Origin of the sequence: Limosilactobacillus secaliphilus (assembly GCF_001437055.1) — a bacterium.
GTDB classification, from domain to species: domain Bacteria; phylum Bacillota; class Bacilli; order Lactobacillales; family Lactobacillaceae; genus Limosilactobacillus; species Limosilactobacillus secaliphilus.
Genome location: NZ_JQBW01000010.1, coordinates 548,421 through 565,921 on the forward strand (window position 1 = coordinate 548,421; position 17,501 = coordinate 565,921).

At 46.8% G+C, this 17,501-nt stretch carries 15 protein-coding genes and 1 other annotated feature (1 of these 16 only partly in view); of the genes, 10 read left to right on the forward strand and 5 right to left on the reverse strand.

The window, feature by feature from the left end:
* Position 1 precedes the first annotated feature (1 nt).
* Positions 2–1,720, forward strand: a complete 1,719-nt coding sequence (locus IV45_RS07355; protein WP_057742195.1) for a glycerophosphodiester phosphodiesterase — start codon at positions 2–4, stop codon at positions 1,718–1,720.
* A 51-nt stretch (positions 1,721–1,771) separates the two neighbouring features.
* Here IV45_RS07355 and IV45_RS07360 read toward each other — a convergent pair whose 3' ends face one another.
* Positions 1,772–3,127 carry an aspartate kinase gene (locus IV45_RS07360; protein WP_057742197.1) on the reverse strand — a complete coding sequence of 452 codons (1,356 nt, stop codon included), beginning with the start codon at positions 3,125–3,127 and terminating at the stop codon, positions 1,772–1,774.
* 618 nt (positions 3,128–3,745) lie between these two features.
* Between IV45_RS07360 and IV45_RS07365 the strand changes: the two genes are divergently transcribed.
* Entirely contained in the window at positions 3,746–5,374 is a 1,629-nt protein-coding gene (locus IV45_RS07365; protein ID WP_057742202.1) for a bifunctional aspartate transaminase/aspartate 4-decarboxylase, read from the forward strand.
* 59 nt (positions 5,375–5,433) lie between these two features.
* Complete coding sequence (locus tag IV45_RS07370; RefSeq protein WP_057742204.1) at positions 5,434–7,089, forward strand: aspartate-alanine antiporter-like transporter; 1,656 nt, start codon at positions 5,434–5,436, stop codon at positions 7,087–7,089.
* A gap of 134 nt (positions 7,090–7,223) precedes the next feature.
* Here IV45_RS07370 and IV45_RS08095 read toward each other — a convergent pair whose 3' ends face one another.
* Positions 7,224–7,598 (reverse strand): DUF1097 family protein, encoded by a 375-nt coding sequence (locus IV45_RS08095; RefSeq protein ID WP_420806393.1) that lies wholly within the window; start codon positions 7,596–7,598, stop codon positions 7,224–7,226.
* 125 nt (positions 7,599–7,723) lie between these two features.
* On the opposite strand from IV45_RS08095, the gene IV45_RS07375 reads away from it, so the two are divergent.
* Complete coding sequence (locus IV45_RS07375; protein ID WP_057742207.1) at positions 7,724–7,903, forward strand: hypothetical protein; 180 nt, start codon at positions 7,724–7,726, stop codon at positions 7,901–7,903.
* A 62-nt stretch (positions 7,904–7,965) separates the two neighbouring features.
* Here the strand turns inward: IV45_RS07375 and IV45_RS07380 are convergent, their stop codons facing one another.
* Positions 7,966–8,709, reverse strand: coding sequence for an aspartate/glutamate racemase family protein (locus tag IV45_RS07380; RefSeq protein ID WP_057742210.1), 744 nt, complete (start codon positions 8,707–8,709; stop codon positions 7,966–7,968).
* Between the two features lie 304 nt (positions 8,710–9,013).
* Positions 9,014–9,649, reverse strand: a complete 636-nt coding sequence (locus IV45_RS07385; RefSeq protein ID WP_057742212.1) for an HAD family hydrolase — start codon at positions 9,647–9,649, stop codon at positions 9,014–9,016.
* A 194-nt stretch (positions 9,650–9,843) separates the two neighbouring features.
* Here IV45_RS07385 and pyrR point away from each other — a divergent pair, with 194 nt between their 5' ends.
* The 4 genes from pyrR to IV45_RS07405 all read left to right on the forward strand — a co-directional run bounded on the left by pyrR (position 9,844) and on the right by IV45_RS07405 (position 13,486).
* Positions 9,844–10,386, forward strand: coding sequence for a bifunctional pyr operon transcriptional regulator/uracil phosphoribosyltransferase PyrR (gene pyrR / locus IV45_RS07390; protein WP_057742215.1), 543 nt, complete (start codon positions 9,844–9,846; stop codon positions 10,384–10,386).
* A gap of 12 nt (positions 10,387–10,398) precedes the next feature.
* Entirely contained in the window at positions 10,399–11,025 is a 627-nt protein-coding gene (locus IV45_RS07395; RefSeq protein WP_057742218.1) for an orotate phosphoribosyltransferase, read from the forward strand.
* Between the two features lie 161 nt (positions 11,026–11,186).
* Entirely contained in the window at positions 11,187–11,555 is a 369-nt protein-coding gene (locus IV45_RS07400; RefSeq protein WP_057742220.1) for a cupredoxin domain-containing protein, read from the forward strand.
* Positions 11,555–13,486 (forward strand): copper-translocating P-type ATPase, encoded by a 1,932-nt coding sequence (locus tag IV45_RS07405; protein ID WP_057742223.1) that lies wholly within the window; start codon positions 11,555–11,557, stop codon positions 13,484–13,486. Before IV45_RS07400 ends, IV45_RS07405 begins: the two co-directional genes overlap by 1 nt.
* Positions 13,487–13,661: 175 nt before the next feature.
* Here IV45_RS07405 and IV45_RS07410 read toward each other — a convergent pair whose 3' ends face one another.
* A complete protein-coding gene (locus IV45_RS07410) occupies positions 13,662–14,060 on the reverse strand; it encodes a hypothetical protein (protein ID WP_057742225.1) in 399 nt (132 codons plus the stop codon).
* Positions 14,061–14,184: 124 nt separating this feature from the next.
* Here IV45_RS07410 and IV45_RS07415 point away from each other — a divergent pair, with 124 nt between their 5' ends.
* Positions 14,185–15,714, forward strand: a complete 1,530-nt coding sequence (locus IV45_RS07415) for a glycosyltransferase (protein WP_057742228.1) — start codon at positions 14,185–14,187, stop codon at positions 15,712–15,714.
* On the forward strand, positions 15,711–17,225 hold the full coding sequence (gene asp1 / locus IV45_RS07420) for an accessory Sec system glycosyltransferase Asp1 (protein ID WP_057742230.1): 1,515 nt from the start codon (positions 15,711–15,713) through the stop codon (positions 17,223–17,225). Before IV45_RS07415 ends, asp1 begins: the two co-directional genes overlap by 4 nt.
* Positions 17,226–17,306: 81 nt before the next feature.
* Positions 17,307–17,501 (forward strand) — a binding site (T-box leader) (it continues 42 nt past the right edge of the window).

Sequence of the window (17,501 nt, forward strand, 5' to 3'; positions counted from 1 at the left end):
GTTGAGACATTTGCAGCAAAAATTGAATAAGAATCAATGGCTGCAGCTCTTTGGATTAGCAGCGGCAATCAGCCTATTTTTGCAATTGATTGCCATTCCGCTTATTCGTTGGGGTGGTGACCAGCTGCTGCTTGCTGGGGAGAACCCGATTGTTTCAATATCCAGTGGGGTCCGGTTAGTGCAGCAACGACCGCTGGTAGCTGTAGGCATCCTGGTTGAGTTAGCAATCATCGCGTTGATGATCGATTGCTTAAGCATTGTCTGGGTGACCGGAGTTGATTTTATTTCCCGGGAAATAGAAGGGAAAAGTTGGCTGCCAAAGCTAGGCCAGGTGATCAAAGAACACTGGATCAGTGCTTTTTGGCCAGCCCTATTGATGTTTTTGGCATTCTTGCCGCTCTTCAGTCTATGTTTCCGGACACCACTGCTAGTTGCCGGACGGGCGCCAATCGTCTTCCTAGACTACCTCACGCGTAATCGGATTGTCGTGGCGGTCGGCGTGGTGCTGTACTTGCTAGTCTTGTATCTGGCTTGGCGTTTCAAACGAGTACTCTGCTTAATCGTGACCAAGCAGCGAACGCTCAAACAGGCATTGAAACAGTTACGGCAATCACCAAGCCATAGTTGGTCCGATCTGAAAGGACTGCTGTTGGCTGCCGCGGTGACTTGGTTAGTTAATGGACTCTGTTTACTGTGCCTCCAGCCAATTAATCAACAAGTGCAGCTTGAGACGGTCGTGTTAGTGATTGTCAATACGGTGGCGTTAATTGCGCTAGTGTTTTTGCTGGTTAACTGGCAATTGGCGGATACAACAGTGAGTGTTGACAAGACGGAGTTGAGTAGTCTTGCCTTAGTGTTGCCGCTTTTGTGGCTGGGATTGATTGCGGTCAACGATTATCGCTATGTTGCAACCAGTGTACAGCCACGCCATGTCGCCATGATTTCTCACCGCGGGGTCGTCGACAAAAATGGGGTGCAAAATACCATTCCGGCAATGCAACGGACTCACCGCCATTACCACCCAGACCTGGTAGAAATCGATATTCACGAGACCAAGGATCACCGTTGGATAGTGATGCATGATGAGAACTACAAAAAACTGACAGGGGTCAACAAACTCCCACGACAGTTGACCTTGAAGCAGGGAACGAAGCTGGTTGCCAAGGAGAACGGCCACCAGGCTCACGTTGCCAGTTTCGATCAGTATCTGGCTGCGGCGGAAAAAGCGCACCAACGGCTTTTGATCGAGATTAAGACCACTGGCCATGAGTCGACTGACTATCTGCAGCAGTTTAATCGCAAATACCGGCGCCGTCTCTTGCGTGATCATGATCTTGTCCAATCGATGGATTATGACCTAGTGAGAAAAGAAAAGCGATTGGCACCGGGACTCAAGCCTGTTTACATCCAGGCATACGACGTTGGTGGCCCATCCAAGACGGTTGGCGGAATTAATATTGAATATTCTGGAATCAACCAGCACTTTGTTTGGCAAACCCATCAGCAGGGACAGGTCGTCTATGGCTGGACGGTTAACAATGCCCATGTTGCGGATCAATTAAGCCGGCAGGGGGTCGACGGCATCGTGACGGACCGCGTCGTGCAAATGAAGCGCGCCGTCATTCATAGTCAACGTCATCGTCAATCATGGCGTCAATTGTGGTCGATCATCAATCCTTTGAGTGACTGGTCTAATTGGCAAAATTTAGCTTCTAAATGAAAAGGAGACCATGAATCATTCATGGTCTCCTTAGTCTTTATATCAAAATTTTTACTTGAAGAAACGCTGGTAGACAACTTGAACGGCTTTGTTGAAGTCCTTTTTGTTGATGCCCAGCATAATGGAAATCTTGGAAGCACCTTTGTTAATCATAGGAACATAGATGTTTTCCTTAGCTAAAGCGGAGAGGATAGCAGCGGAAACACCGGGCTTTTCGGCCATGCCTTCGCCAACAACTTCTAATAAAGCATAATTGCCATAAAATTCTAACCGGTCAGGCTGAATTTCCGCTTGGATTTCATTACAGACTTGATCGACAACATCGCCCTGCAGTTCATCCTTATTGAAAATAATCGTTACGTCATCGATTCCAGATGGCATATGTTCGTAGCGCAGGTTATGACGCTTTAAGATGTTAAGGATCCGCAGAGTCGAGCCAACTTCCTTGTTTTGAAGGTATTTATGCAGGTAAAGCGCCGCAAAATTCGGACCACCAGCGATGCCAGTAATGGTGGAAGTAGGATGGAAGCCATTTTCGGAAACGACCATTGTTCCTGGTAAGTCAGGGTGGGCAGTGTTTTTAACGTTGATTTTGACGTTGCCTTGAATGGCAGGGAGTAACGCTTCGTTTTGCAGAACGGAGAAACCGGCAGAGGATAACTCACGCATTTCACGGAATGTCATCGTTTTGATTGGTGCAGGGTCTTTGACGATTGCTGGATTGGCAGCAAAGATTGCGTCAACGTCGGTGAAGTTTTCATAGACATCGGCGTGTAAGCCACGAGCCAAGATGGCACCAGTGATGTCTGAGCCACCACGAGCAAAAGTCGCAATGTTGCCCGCAGGCGTATAGCCGAAGAAACCAGGGAAGATCAGTCGTTCATCATCGCGTAACTTTATGCGTGCTAAGTTATCGTAAGTTTCCGCCGCGACAGTCGCGTCATCTGGTCGACCGGTAACCACGATGCCAGCTTCTTTTGCATCAACAAACCGAGCTTTGATCCCCAAGTGATTCAAAACGATTGCCATCAAGCGAGCGTTTAGGCGTTCACCATGAGCTTTGAATGCAGCCATTAAATAGTCAGCGCTAGGATAGTCCTTCTTGGGTAAGGCCAGCAAAATCTCCTTAATCTCTTCAACGTCCTTTTCTAAAACGCCAAAGTAAGCGCCAATTGCCTGGTATCGAGCAAAAATTTCGTCAACGATGGTTTGCCCGTCTTGACCAGCCAAAATCGCATTAGCATATTTGATCAGCAGGTCAGTGACTTTGATATCGCCGTTATGGCGTTTGCCTGGGGCCGAAGTAACAATGACACGGCGTTCGGGATCACTTTTAATAATGTTGACCGCGTGTTCATAATTCTTACCATCAGCAAGCGAACTGCCGCCAAACTTGCACACCTTCATAAAAAAAGACCCCCTTAAAAAATTGGCATAATCATAGCATAAATACGGAGCTCGTAAAAGAATAATTACCGAGTTTACGCACCGGTAAATTAGCATTTATTATATAACGTACGTTAAGAGAATAAAAAAACGTAACTTTTGAAGATCCACCAAATATCGTGATTTAGCAAAGTAATCTTTTTATTAGATATTACATTAAAAGAGCGCCTAAATAGTCCGAAAGTTGAAAGAAATTTGAGTTGGGCAAAATGATAACAAATGCTAATTTATGAGAACGTGAACACCAAGATGGATTGCTATTATGAAAAAGTTTAATTAATAACGTAAGAAATAGTTGTGCAAAATGACAGCACTTTCACACTTATAGCGGTGTCTAATAGATGTTAACTATAATACGGGAAAAATGAGAAAAACCGAACGATAATATGCAATCATTAAATGTAATGTAAGCGCAAACACGCCATATAGCACAATAGGTTTGATTGTAAAAATTAGAGAAAAATTAGAATAAACTTCACCGACATTTATGTTAATAAAGCCTGGACTAAATAATTGAAAGTGTTATGATTGAAACGTAGCCGGGTACAATTAGTTAGATTTATGAAATGAGGTAATGACATGACTGCTGATTTGAGTATGTTCAACAAAGTCGATGACTCTGTTGTTGACAAGTATGCTAAGATGTCAAGCTTTGAAATTGCTGCTATCTTCAAGAGCAAGCTTTCAAAGAACTTGAAGGGCAACCGAGTTGTTGACGCTGGCCGTGGTAACCCTAACTGGTTCAACGCTATGGGCCGTCTTGCACTTAACCGTTTGGTTGAATTAGGTGTTCAAGAAGGTAAGCGTGTTATGACAAACGACCATGAAGAAATGGTTGGCTCTCCTGAAAAGGAAGGCATGTTTGCTCGTATCATGAGTGCTTTAGGCGACTCTGACGTGGACAAGTTCCTGCGTCAATCATTTGGCTGGGCTATGGCCAACCTTGAAATTGACGACAAGGACGCATTCATGTACGACATGATTGACGGGGCTATCGGTGACCACTATCCAGTTCCGGACCGTATCCTTAACAACGTAGAACCAATTCTGCGTGCATTCTTGCAAAAGAACCACATGGCAGATGGCGACCTTGCTAACCAGACTGACCTGTTCCCAACTGAAGGTGGAGCAATGGCTATGTGCTACATCTTCCAGGAAATGAAGGCATCTGAACTGCTGAACGCAGGTGACACGATTGCAATTAATTCACCTATCTTTACTCCATACCTGCAAATTCCTGCATTGAAGGAATACCAGCTGAACATCAAGGAAGTTCTGCCAAAGGCTGAAAACGACTGGCAAATGACTGACGAACAATTGGACGAACTGAAGGATCCAAAGATTAAGGCATTCTTTGCTACTAACCCTATGAATCCACCGGCACGTGCATTCAACGAACATGTCATGAAGAAGTTGCAAGAAGTTGTTAAGGCTAACCCGAACCTGATCATCCTTACCGATGATGTTTATGGTACTTTCGCTCCAGGATACACTTCTCTGTACAACGTATTGCCACACAACACTATCCTTGTTTACTCCTTCTCCAAGCTTTACGGCGTAACTGGTCACCGTCTTGGTGTTGTTGCAGTTAACAAGGACAACGTTATGGACCGCTTGATTCAGGAAAAGGCTAAGAACAACCCTGAAATCAACAAGGACTACGTTGACCGTTACAGCATCATTACTGGCGACCCAGTTGGCATGAAGTGGATTGACCGTCTGTGCGCAGACTCACGTTCTGTTGGTCTGGCTCACGTTGCTGGTCTGTCTACTCATGAACAGATTCAAGAATGCATGCTCGCATTCACTAGTCTGATTCACAATGGCATTGACCCATACATGGAAGAATCACGTGTTCTTACCCGTCAACGTCACGACATGCTTTGGAACACCTTAGGCCTTAAGGACCCTCTGAAGGATAACAACAGTGCTTACTACTGCATGGTATCCATTTACGATCTGATGAGCATGATGCACGGTGACGACTTTGCTGAATGGTTCAAGAAGAACTACACTGTTCTTCACTTTGAATACCGTCTGGCTGTTGAATACGGTGGTAACGTCATGGACACTATGGCATTCGGTGCTCCAGAAGGTTACGTACGTGTATCCTTCGCTAACTTGAGCGCTGTTGACTACAAGATCCTTGGCGAAGACATGCGTAACTTAGTAGATGAATACTACGCTAAGTACCAAGAAGAAAAATAATTGTTGTTAATAAATCATCTGTCCCCGCGACAGATGTATTTATTGGTTAGGAGAAAAATATGAGTGCATTAGGTAAATTTATGGCAGCTCAGCCAATCTTTACCCTCTTCCTCTGCCTGTTCCTTGGTTATCTCCTTGGGATGCTGAAGTTCGGTAAGAGCTTCAAGTTAGGTAACGTTGTTGGTGTATTGATTGTTGGACTGATCATTGGTCAAATTGTTGTTTGGCCACAAAAGCAAACCGCAGTACTTGGAAGCATCTTCTTCGACGCCTTCATGTTCGCTGTTGGTTACCGTGTTGGACCACAATTTATTTCGTCCCTGAAGAAGTTTGGGGCTAAGGTTGTTATTGAAAGCTTCGTCTTCTTGATTCTTGCTTTCTTGACTGCCTGGGTTTGCTTCATCGTCTTCCACGTAAAGCCAGGTGTTGCCGCAGGTATCGTGGCTGGTGCTTTGACTCAATCTGCTGTTATTGGTAGTTCTCAAACCACTATTGCCAACCTGCCTGTAAGTGGCGCAACTAAGGCTTTGTACAATTCACAAGTTCCAATTGTTTACGCATTGACCTACGTATTTGGTACTATTGGTGTCTTGATCTTCCTGCGTGATATCGCACCTAAGATGTTAGGCATCGACATTCGTACTCAAGCTACGAAGGTTGCTCGTCAATTGAACTTCGACAACTCCACTGCTAGTCTGACTCGTATCCGTGCTTACAAGGTAAACAAGGATAGCGAATTAGTTGGCATGGACATCGCTAAGGCTAACGCAACTGTTCCTGGCGTTATGGTAACTAGTCTGTTTGATGGTGACGATCCTCTGGAATCTGGTAAGTCATTGGCAGCAGGCAACACGGTTGTCCTCGCTGGTTACGTTAACGACTTCGATGCTGTTCGTGTTCACGAACTTGGCTTGTCTGAAACCCAATTACCACTGCTGGCACCTAAGGAACGTAAGTTTGTTCTGGGCAGCGGCTACTCCAAGGGTCTGCTGGACACCTTGAAGAAGAACCATGTCTTTGTTAACACTTACGACCTTGCTGCTAACGAAATGAAGAATGCTGACAGCCTTGGTGCTGGTGCAGTCATCTCATTTGTTGGTAACACTTCTGCTAGTGAAGTTGCTTCTGCTTTGAAGTCTGCTGGTCGTTGGCGTGCAAGTGAAGCCGCTATCAACTATGGTACCTTCTCCATCGGTCTTTCTTTGGCCGCTGTATTAGGCCTGGCTGGTTTCAAGGTTAACGGTATTCTGTTAACCCTTGGTGGTGGTACTGCATCACTGTTCATGGGTCTGATTTTGAGTATTTGGTCTGACCGTCACCAATACATCAACAGTATTAATGATGGTGTTGCTGAATACTTCCAGAACTATGGTCTGATGCTCTTCATCGCTAACGTTGCTCTGGGTGCTGCTCGTACCTTTACTTCAGCATTCCAGACTCTGGGTATCAGCGTATTCCTGATCGGTGCAATTGTTTCAATTGTTCCACACATCATCTCACTGTACGTTGGTAAGTACCTGCTGCACATGGAACCAATTTCCTTACTTGGTTCTCTGTCAGGTGCCGACACCCTGTCAGCTGCTTTGAACGAAATTGCCGAACGTTCCGGTGCCATTGGTGGCCCATACTTCTCAGCTACCTTTACTGTGGCATACGTATTCGGTAACATTCTGCTGACCCTGTATGGTCCAATCTTCTTAGTATTGCTTTCGTAATCTAAGTGATTCAATCGGTTAGCAAAACCGTCAAGGATTTAATCCTTGGCGGTTTTTTGTTATGCAAATTTTTGCTATCAATAAAGAAAAATCCGGATCATCGTTTGCTTTAACGGTGGTCCGGATTGTTGATATCAATTGTGTTTACTTAGTAGCTGGTCTAATTTAACTTGCAACAGATTTAGAAGAGCGCCGATGTACCAGATGCCAATGACCATGGCAATGCCTATTTGGAAGCAGTACTCATTAGCTAGTGCTGCTTTCAGTGGGGCTAGCACAGTTAAGCCGATTGCCCAGCCACAGAGCCAGGCAGGGCAAGATAGCCACTTACTAATCGGTGCACTCAAGATTACCGCTAAGCCGCCTTGAATGGCTAAAATGAGAAACAGTTCTAAATCATAGGGCAGGATTGTCAATGACAACAGTTTGATCGAAAGCCGGGCCCAGATATCGCCTAACAAAAGACCCAATGTTAATGGTAATGCCGATGACAATTGGTTATCACTCATGACGTATAGGGCGCTGACGATCAATTGAACAGCGTGATCCGCAATTTGCACGACGATACCGTGAATTTGCGCGGATCGTTCAGGTTATACAAGGAAACGGTCAAAACAATAGCGTGGAGCAGGAAATGGCCAAACAACTAATCGCCAAGCTGCTCGTAGAAACTTTCATTACGTGTGCAGGCAATCCCCAGATCGACTTTGCAACGACCGAAAAGTTCATGCAGGGAACGATGCAAGATGGATATTATGAAACTTTAAACCGGCGCTTTCAGTTAAATAACTTGATCAACCCATTTGCAAAATAGGCAACAAAAAATCCCCTTCGTAGATGAAGGGGATTTTATGCAACTTAGATGAAATTTAGTAATTACATTTCGTCCAGGTGGTTCATGTCAATGTGACCGTTCTTACGTAACTGTTCACCTAATTCCAGTGACTTGTCAACCAGAACTGATTGTGAGTCAGATACTGGGAATTCGGTTTCTGGGTTCAGTTCGTTAGCTAATGACAGTTCCGTGCAGCCTAAGATGACAGCGTCACAGTGCTTGTCTTCAATCATAGTCCGTACTAATTCGTGGAACTTCTTGCCGTCAGACTTACCCTTTTCCTTGATGTCGTGGTAAATCAGGTCTTCAGTCTGATCAATTACGTCTTGGTCAGGTTTTACTTCTTCATAGCCTGCTTCCTTGATCCACTTGTCGTAGATACCAATCTTGATGGTACCTGGAGTAGCCAGCAGACCAACCCGCTTAGCATTAGGAGCGATCTTCTTGATGTTAGCAACCGTCAGCTTTGGCATGTGCAGGATCGGAATGTCCGTGTGCTTCTGCATTTCGTCATAGAAGTAGTGAGCGGTGTTGCAGGTTAATACGAAGAAGGCAGGGTTCAAAATGCTTTGCTGAATGATGTCTTCAACCAATGGAATTGTCGGGTCTGGCTTACTGTGGTCCAGAATGTAGGCAGTTCTGTCCGGAATAGTTGAGTGGTTAACAACAATGTAGTTCAAATAATCTTGGTCACAATGGAAAGGAGTACGCTTGTCAAGTTCACGTACATAACTTTCACAAGCTAAAGTGCCCATACCACCTAAAACGGTAAAGAATTGTTGCATAATTTAACCTCCTAAAACAGGAACAATAACAATATTGTAAAACATGTAACCGGCTACAGGTACATAATAACATATTTGATGAACTTTTTTCGCCCTATAACCAATTAAGTAGGCAAAGTATTGTACAGCTAGTTTAGCACAGAACAACAATTCAATAATCGTCTGAATTATTTTGTTGAATGAACCTTGGCAGGTCAACAAATCGCGCAGAATCGATAATATTTATCACAAATAAATAAAGAATATTTCTCACATTATGGGGTGATTGTATAACAAGTGCCACCCAATTAAGCTGTTGATTTCTTTAAATTTTGAGAAGGTCTCGCGGGTCTTTGATCAGGTAATCAGGATGTTCGGCACGCAAAGATTTAACGTTGAAGGCGCCCCAAGTAGCCGCACAGGTCTTAACGTGGGCGTTTCTCCCCATTTGCAAGTCGTAACGGGCATCACCGATCACCATTGTTTCATTACGGTCAAGATGGTAATTGTCAACGATCTGGTCGACACCATCCGGAGCAGGTTTAGTATGAGCAACCATATCGGCACCGATCACCTGGATGAAGTCCTTGGTAACACCAAATTGGTGGAGGTACTGCAAAATGTTATCTGACAGGTTGCTGGACACAATGAAGAGACGTTTTTGCTGCTTAAACAACTGCGTCAGTGTGTTTTCGACGCCCGGGAAAAGGCGAGTCTTGCGGCGGGCTGGCCCTTCGCAATAGTAGCGAAATGCCTGGTAGACCCGTTGCATCGTTTCATCAGACGCGGTGGGTGCCAGCTTCGGGAAAAAGGCCTCAATTGGCAACCCCATATGATCTAAAATGTCATGCTCGCTGGGGATCCGTAGATGGCAGGATTTAAAGGCTTCCTGAGCGGCCATCGTGACGGTTGGACCGGAATTGGCGAGGGTTCCGTCAAAATCAAATAAAAAATTTTGCATGCTTCATTCACCCTTTTATTAGAATGTAATGATTATACGCTAGGCCTGAGTTGACACTCAAGTTGCGGGCGATTAAACTTATTTTAATCAAACCTTTTAAGAGGCACGGAGAGGTCTTAAAGGATACGGCAGAAATGATGCTGAACGCCCTTGGACACTTTCCAAGAGCGTTTGTTTTTTAAGGAGGTATAATCGTGGCCCACGAAGTAGTGGATGGCTCTAGTATGCAACGTGCATTGACGCGAATTACTTACGAGATCATCGAGCAGAATAAGGGTGTTGATAACTTAGTTTTCGTTGGCATTAAAACTCGCGGCGTTTATTTGGCGAAACGTTTGGTGAAACGGATGAAACAGTTGGAAGGTGCCGACGTTCCGTTTGGTTCCTTAGACATCACTCTTTATCGTGATGACCGCCACGATGTCAACCAGAATCGCGATCCCAAGGTTAACGGCAGCGACATCCCGGTTGATATTACTGGCAAGCACGTCATCCTGGTTGACGATGTGCTCTTCACCGGCCGGACAGTGCGGGCTGCTTTGGATGCGCTGATGGACATCGGCCGTCCTCAACGAATCTCTTTGGCGGTCTTAGTTGATCGTGGTCACCGCGAATTACCGATTCGGCCAGACTTTGTAGGCAAGAACATTCCAACTTCTCTGAATGAAACCGTGAACGTTGCTGTGGAAGAGTATGACGGTCACGAAGATATTACCATTGCAGATAAGAAAGACTAGGAGGATTAAATTATGCTTGGACAACGCGAAATTGTGGCAAAGAACTTATTAGACATCCATGCCGTTACATTGCGGCCAGATCATCCTTTTGTTTGGCCTAACGGGATGAAGACGCCTTTGAACACTGACAGTCGCTACACCATTTCCTACCCATACGTGCGGCGGAACATCAGCGTGGGCTTAACGGAACAAATCAAGCACCACTTGGATGATGTTGACGTAATCGCCGGTTTGGCAATTTCTGGAATTCCTCACGCAGCTTATGTTGCTGAACGGCTGCAGAAGAGCATGATTTATGTTGACCTGCAGGCAGATGGCTCACAGATTGCTGGTGTCCTGGAAAAGGGTCAACGGGTAGTTCTGGTTGTCGACAATTTGGCTACTGGTGTGACGGCAATGAAGGCCATCAAAGTGATCCAAAATGCTGGTGGTATCGTCGCTGGTGTAGTCGCTGTGTTTGACGATGAACTGCCAGAATTGGACAAGCAGTTTAAGGGCTCTGGTATTCCTTACTACACAGTTACGACTTTGACGGCCCTGCTGGAAATGGCCAGCAACCATCACTACATTGACGATGAACAGTTGGCATCGCTGCAGGCATGGCATGATGACCCGCACAAATGGGGTGAAGAACACTAATTGTTTCACGGGAAACATTAGCGCAGATTACTAATGACAACTTCAATCTTCATGTTTTTGGAGATTGAAGTTTTTTTGTTGCATCTTCGTTGACAATTGTAAACGAATCACTATAATGATAATTAGAATTACATTTGTAAACGAAAAAGGTGGCGGATATTATGAAAATCCTAGTTGTATTAGTTGCATTAATGGCAATCGCATTTATCGCTTACTGGTTCCTGGCTCCACATAAGGAATCAACTGCCAATGCGCAGGTTGGGCAAAAGGGCCAAGCGGCAACAGTGGTCGTTAAGGGTGGCTACAGCCCGCAAACGGTGGTCTTGAAGAAAGGTATGCCAGGCAAGGTTAACTTCCAACTCAAGGACTCAACTGCATGTCTGTCACACGTGGTTTTTGATGACCTGGGAGTTGATAAGGACCTGACAAAGAAGCCCCAGACAACGGTGCAAATTCCGACCGACAAAGCTGGTGAATATGACTTTGCCTGCGGAATGAACATGTTCCATGGAAAGGTTGTTGTTAAATAATGAAGCTTAGTTCAATGAAAAGGTTTTGGATCTCATTTGTCCTGGCGCTGCCAATGCTGGTGCAAATGCTCGCGATGCCTTTTTCTTGGATGATGCCTTTCTATGTTCCCATCGCCTTTGTTACCACCACGTTAATCATGGCAATCGCCGCGTGGCCATACTGGGTGAGCGCATGGGCGGCATTCACCCATCACCAGGCAAACATGAACACGCTGGTAGCGTTAGGGACGATCATTTCCTACACATACAGTCTCTTTGCAATGCTGACTAATCGGCCTGTTTACTTTGAGAGCGCAGCCTTTGTGGCCATTTTCGTCCTGCTTGGTGACGCGATGGAAGAGCGGATGCATGCCCATGCGGCAGATGCTCTGGGAAAATTAGCAGACCTGCAGGTAAAAGACGCAACCGTTCAACGTGGCGGTCATTGGCAACAGCTGCCGCTTGACCAAGTAAAAGTGGGCGACTTGGTTCAAGTAAAACCTGGGGCAAAAATCCCAGTTGACGGTGTTGTCGTTAAGGGCCAGAGTACGGTCAACGAGTCCATGATCACAGGTGAAAGCATGCCGGTGGGCAAACAGGTTGGCGATTCGGTCGTTGGCGCAACGATCAACCAAACCGGCGCACTGGTGGTCAAGACCAGCAAGATTGGTGAAGACACGATGCTTTCCCAGATCGTGGCGATGGTTAAAAAGGCCCAGACCAGTCATGCGCCAATTCAAAAACTGACGGATCAAATTGCGGGCATTTTCGTGCCAGCAGTCTTGATTGTGGCCATCTTAACCTTCGTGGTCAGGTATGTATTGTTGGGCGCCAATGTCGTCTCTGCGCTGCTGTTTGCGGTCGCAGTCGTCGTTATTGCTTGTCCTTGTGCACTGGGCCTGGCCACGCCAACTGCTTTGATGGTGGGTACTGGCCGCGCCGCTAAGATGGGTGTGCTGATCAAGGACGGTACGGCACTGGAAGCAGTTCACAAGCTAACGACGGTGGTCTTTGATAAGACGGGCACCATCACCCAGGGTCAGCCAACGGTCACCAAGATCATTGGCGAAGAGAAGGAAGTCTTACAGATTGCGGCCAGTTTGGAGGCGCAATCGGAGCACCCGTTAGCCAACGCCATCTTGCAGGCAGCCAAACAAGCACATGTTACTCAACTGCCGGTCGACGACTTTCAAGCAGTAACGGCTGCGGGAGTGCGTGCCAATGCCAATGGCCACCTCATTTGGGTCGGCAACGAACGGATGCTATCAGATAAACAGCTGTCAACTACTGACCAAGACCAGCTCACGGCTTTGCGCCAAGCGGGTCAAACGGTGGTGTTGGTCGGTCAAGATGACCAAGTGATCGGCATGATTGCAATGCAGGATGCCCCGAAAGCCAATGCCAAGCGAGCCATCCAGTTGCTGAAGGCCCGCGGGTTGAAGACCGTGATGATCACTGGCGATAACGAAAAAGTTGCCCAAGCCATTGCCAAGCAGGTGGGCATTGATCAAGTCTTTGCGGGCGTCCTGCCTAACGAGAAGGCCGATCGCGTGCATGACTTACGTAAAGACGGCCTGGTCGCTTTCGTTGGTGATGGTATCAACGACGCACCAGCCCTCACTATGGCGGATGTGGGCATCGCCATGGGTAATGGTACCGATATTGCGGTTGAATCCGGTGACATGGTACTGGTTCAAAATGACCTGATGGGTGTGGTCCGGGCCTTAGAGATCAGCCGGAAGACCTTCAACCGCATCAAGTTGAACCTGTTCTGGGCTTTGATCTACAACCTCATTGGTATCCCGATCGCTGCGGGTCTGTTTGCTGGCATGGGCTTAACCCTCAGTCCCGAGCTTGCAGGGTTGGCGATGGCCTTCAGTTCCGTTTCGGTCGTCACCTCTTCGCTTTTGCTGCGGCGGGCCAAAATTGTGGGCACCACGGCCGCTGTCTAGTAAAGTACTAGTTAATTGAAAACGTTTTCGAAATTGTGTTGATTTATGACGCGTAACTAGTTAATATGAAAATGTAACCCGGCTATATTTATGCTTTAGTACCCGGTTACAAATGGCTACAAAAAACTGCGACAAGATGGAAACTTGCCGCAGTTTTTTATTTATATTTAATTTATTATTCTTTTAAGTAACGACTTTGAATTAGTAGTTCGCGTGAATGTTGATCCGCTGGTCGATAACCCAGGGTGAAGGAGTGGCGGAAGAACATCATGTTGTAGAAGAAGGCAAAGACAAAAGTCGGCCACGGGAACGTGAAGAACCAATTCAGGTGGAAGAACAAACCGACCAGCGTGTAGTCGGCGTCCAGTACCAGCATGAGCCAGAAGTTGTAGTAGTCGCCGCGGAACAGTGCGGGCAAAGGCCCAAACCAGAAAGTCGTCCATGAAATACCAACCTTAGAGATGCGGATGTTTCCATCATCATTGACAACCTTTGCGTAATTTGGCGGGATCGGCAGGTTGTTCAACAGGTCGTTGGTATTACGATTGTTGTTATTGCCAAATGGATTTTGCAAATCGGCACCTCCACATTAAAAATCATCATATCACTTAGTTTAACTGTTACAGCGAAACTGTTCCAGTATTCTGTTCTTTCTCGTGTTAAACTCTTTATTGAAGTATCAAAAAAGGATGGGAAAAATGCTTTTTTTCTTAAACGATAATATCCAAACCAATATGTCGGGGATTGAGCATGCTCAGGTGGAACGCCTGCGTTTATTCCGGAGCCACCATCAATCCGCGAAAATTGTGACCAGACAGTATTCCAACGAACTGCATTCTGTAACCCGGGCCGCGGGCGTTAAGGATGAAGACTTTGTGAACCTGTTTGATTACTTCCAAGATGCCGTCAACGTGAAGGATCGGAAGGTGACGATTCAAGACCTGCACCTGGACCCGAGCTGGAAACGTAAGAGCGATGGGGATAGCTACAACTTCTATCAGGGCAAGGAACGGATGGTCTATGTCCGTCGTGGCGCCGATCACCATGTCATGAACGAGCAGTATTTCGATCGTTATGGCAAGCTGATCAAGGTGTCCTGGTATGACCACCGTGGTTTCCTGTCGGTTGACCAGCTCTATGACTGGGACGGCAACATCAACACCCAGAATTATTTCCGCCCCGATGGCAGTCTGGCTTTGCAGTTGACCAATCATAACAACATGCGGGGCAAGCAGGAGACTAGTTACCACCTCTTCAACTACAAGGGACACGATTACCAGTTCCCGAACTTCGCCGAATTGACCCGGTTCTTCTATGACGAATTGGTTCAAGACGAACGTTATACGAATGGCGAACCGGTGGGCCTGATCGTTGACCGGAGCTTTGAAGTCGGCTGGGCAGTCATGAACATGAAGCAACGGGTCTTCCGCGTATTGCAGCTGCACAACGCGCACTTGAACAACCCAGATGACATCATGCACTCCACGCTGAACTTCAACTACACCTGGGCACTGAATAACATCCATGACTGGGATGGCGTGATCTCCTTGACCGAATATCAACTGGGCGATCTGAAGAAGCGTTGGCCCGATGTGAAGTTCTACCGGATCCCTGGGCCAATTGTACCTGATGAGCAATTAAACGCGCCTCACGTGCCGTTTAACTCGCGTCAGAAGGATTTGGTAGTCACCATTGCGCGGCTGTCCCCAGAGAAGCAACAAGACCAATTATTGAAGGTTTGGCCCGATGTATTGAAGGCCATTCCGGATGCCAAGCTGGAACTATGGGGTTATGCCAACGATAACTTCGACCAGAAGCTGAAGAAGATCATCAAGGACGAAGGTATCGAGAAGTCCGTCAAGCTGAAGGGCTACAGTGAAAACATCGCCGAGGTAGAAGACCATGCTCAGTTAATGGTTCTGCCAAGTCGTGCCGAAGGGTTGCCGCTGGTATTGGTTGAGGCGATCTCACACGGTCTGCCGGCAATTGCCAACGATATCAAGTACGGGCCGCGCGACGTCATCGTTGACCAGAAGAGCGGTCTGTTGACGCAAAATGGCGACCTGGATGGCTTGAAGAAAGCAATCATCTCCTTGTTGAGCGACCAAGACCGGCTGAGCAAGATGAGCGAATTTGCTTATGAAGATAGCCGTCGTTATTCCGAAGACACCGTGATGGGCCTGTGGGAACAAGTAATTGAAGACGTAAGGAAGTGGCAGAAAGCATGATCTTTTTCGTAAACCAATATTTACTGACTAACAACTCCAGCATTGAACATGCCGAAATGAAGCGGCTCAAACTGTTTGATAAGTTTAATGAACCTGCCAAGCTAGTCTTAAAAGATTACCTGCCGCTTTTGGAACAGAACCTGAAACGCTTTAATATCAAGCGGGACTCCGTGGTTGACATGTTCGACTTCTTTGCCAACACGTGCGACTACCCTGTACACCAATGCCACGTGGAAGACCTGCATTTCTCAAACGAATACCAAGTGGGCAGCGGTAACAACTTTCGTGAAGTCAAAAATGGCGACCGGCTTGTAGCCGAAGTCCATTTCATTGGCGGCGAAGTGGCATTGGTTGACCACGTTGACTACTTTGACGACAGCGGCAACCTGACCCTGCGTAAGACCTACGATTACCGGGGCTTCATGTCGAAGATGGAAACCTTTGGCCTGGATGGCAATAAATTCTATGAAAGCTACCACCGGCCGGACGGGTCAATCTATCTGGAAAGCTACTATGTTAAGTCAGTCCAAAACACGCCGATCAATTCGCGCTGGGTACTGCCTGATTACAAGGGCCAACAGTGGTGCTTCGACAGCCAAGATGACCTGTTTACCTTCTTTCTGGATGAATTGAACAAGGAAAACGGCGAGGGCAACCAATTTGTGGCTGACCGGCCGGCAATCACCATTAACCCGATCCTGCAGATGAAGTCGAATGTTAAAAGCTACTTATGGATGGCAATTCCAGAAGTCGACAGTGGCAACAATCTGAAGAAGGGTCCACTGAACGTGATGATCCAGGACGCCTTAGTCAACCATGCCAAGGACTGGGCCGGTATTATCACGATGACCGATGCCCAGAAGGAAAACCTCGAGCGGCGGTTGACTAAGCACGCCCCAATTACCGTAATCAACGGCAGCCCAGTACCACAAGACCTTCCGCACGTCGCAATGGATAAACGGGACCGCCACCACGTGATCTATGTGGGTCGTCTGGGTGGCGACAAGCAGATCAACCGGCTCCTGCGCGCCTTCCAGCAGGTTCACAACCGGGTTAAGAATGCCACCTTGTGCATTTACGGCTATGGTGATCCGCAGGAAGTTAAATCATACGAAGATCTGCGCCACCAGCTGGGCCTGGATGGCATTGTCGAATTTGCCGGTTACCAGCCAGATCTGACGTCCGCTTATGACCAGGCTGGCTTATTGATGGACGCATCGATGAGTGACGTCCAGCCGTTGGCAATGGCCGAAGCATTAAGTCATGGTGTTCCAGTGGTCAGCTTCAACTACCAATATGGGCCAGCTGAGTTTATCCAAAACGACGTCAATGGTTACCTGGTTAACGTCAACGATGAGGATAAGCTGGCACAGCAGGCCGTTAAGGTATTGTCGGATAACGACTTGCAAGACCGCTTGAGTGACGGTGCATACGAGCATTTGGCAACCTTTAGCGAAGAAACGACGATGGATCAATGGCGGTCGATTTTGTCAGCTGATGCCAAGAAATAAACTTTTTCTGAGAAAATTCTGAGAAAACCCTTGACGATAATTAAAAATAGGCTACAATACAGATAATCAATCAATCGAATACGAAACATATCGAAAAGCAGAGTAGGGTGATGGCCACCTTAAGAGAGCTCCTGGTTGGTGCAAAGGAGTGGTGAAAGTTCCTGAAGATGGGCTTGGAATGGCGCTGGCAACTAATTAGCCAGTGACGGAACTGCACACGTTATTAGTGCAAGCTGATTCAGTTGAGTCAGTTAGTGAGGTTGTTTTTGCGAGAAA

Coding starts and splice junctions, on each gene's coding strand:
- IV45_RS07365 (WP_057742202.1), top strand. CDS start 3,746: ATGACTGCTGATTTGAGTATGTTCAACAAAGTCGATGACTCTGTTGTT.
- IV45_RS07375 (WP_057742207.1), top strand. CDS start 7,724: ATGGCCAAACAACTAATCGCCAAGCTGCTCGTAGAAACTTTCATTACG.
- asp1 (WP_057742230.1), top strand. CDS start 15,711: ATGATCTTTTTCGTAAACCAATATTTACTGACTAACAACTCCAGCATT.
- IV45_RS07360 (WP_057742197.1), bottom strand. CDS start 3,127: ATGAAGGTGTGCAAGTTTGGCGGCAGTTCGCTTGCTGATGGTAAGAAT.
- IV45_RS07380 (WP_057742210.1), bottom strand. CDS start 8,709: ATGCAACAATTCTTTACCGTTTTAGGTGGTATGGGCACTTTAGCTTGT.
- IV45_RS07395 (WP_057742218.1), top strand. CDS start 10,399: ATGCTTGGACAACGCGAAATTGTGGCAAAGAACTTATTAGACATCCAT.
- IV45_RS07370 (WP_057742204.1), top strand. CDS start 5,434: ATGAGTGCATTAGGTAAATTTATGGCAGCTCAGCCAATCTTTACCCTC.
- IV45_RS07400 (WP_057742220.1), top strand. CDS start 11,187: ATGAAAATCCTAGTTGTATTAGTTGCATTAATGGCAATCGCATTTATC.
- IV45_RS08095 (WP_420806393.1), bottom strand. CDS start 7,598: ATGAGTGATAACCAATTGTCATCGGCATTACCATTAACATTGGGTCTT.
- IV45_RS07415 (WP_057742228.1), top strand. CDS start 14,185: ATGCTTTTTTTCTTAAACGATAATATCCAAACCAATATGTCGGGGATT.
- IV45_RS07385 (WP_057742212.1), bottom strand. CDS start 9,649: ATGCAAAATTTTTTATTTGATTTTGACGGAACCCTCGCCAATTCCGGT.
- IV45_RS07405 (WP_057742223.1), top strand. CDS start 11,555: ATGAAGCTTAGTTCAATGAAAAGGTTTTGGATCTCATTTGTCCTGGCG.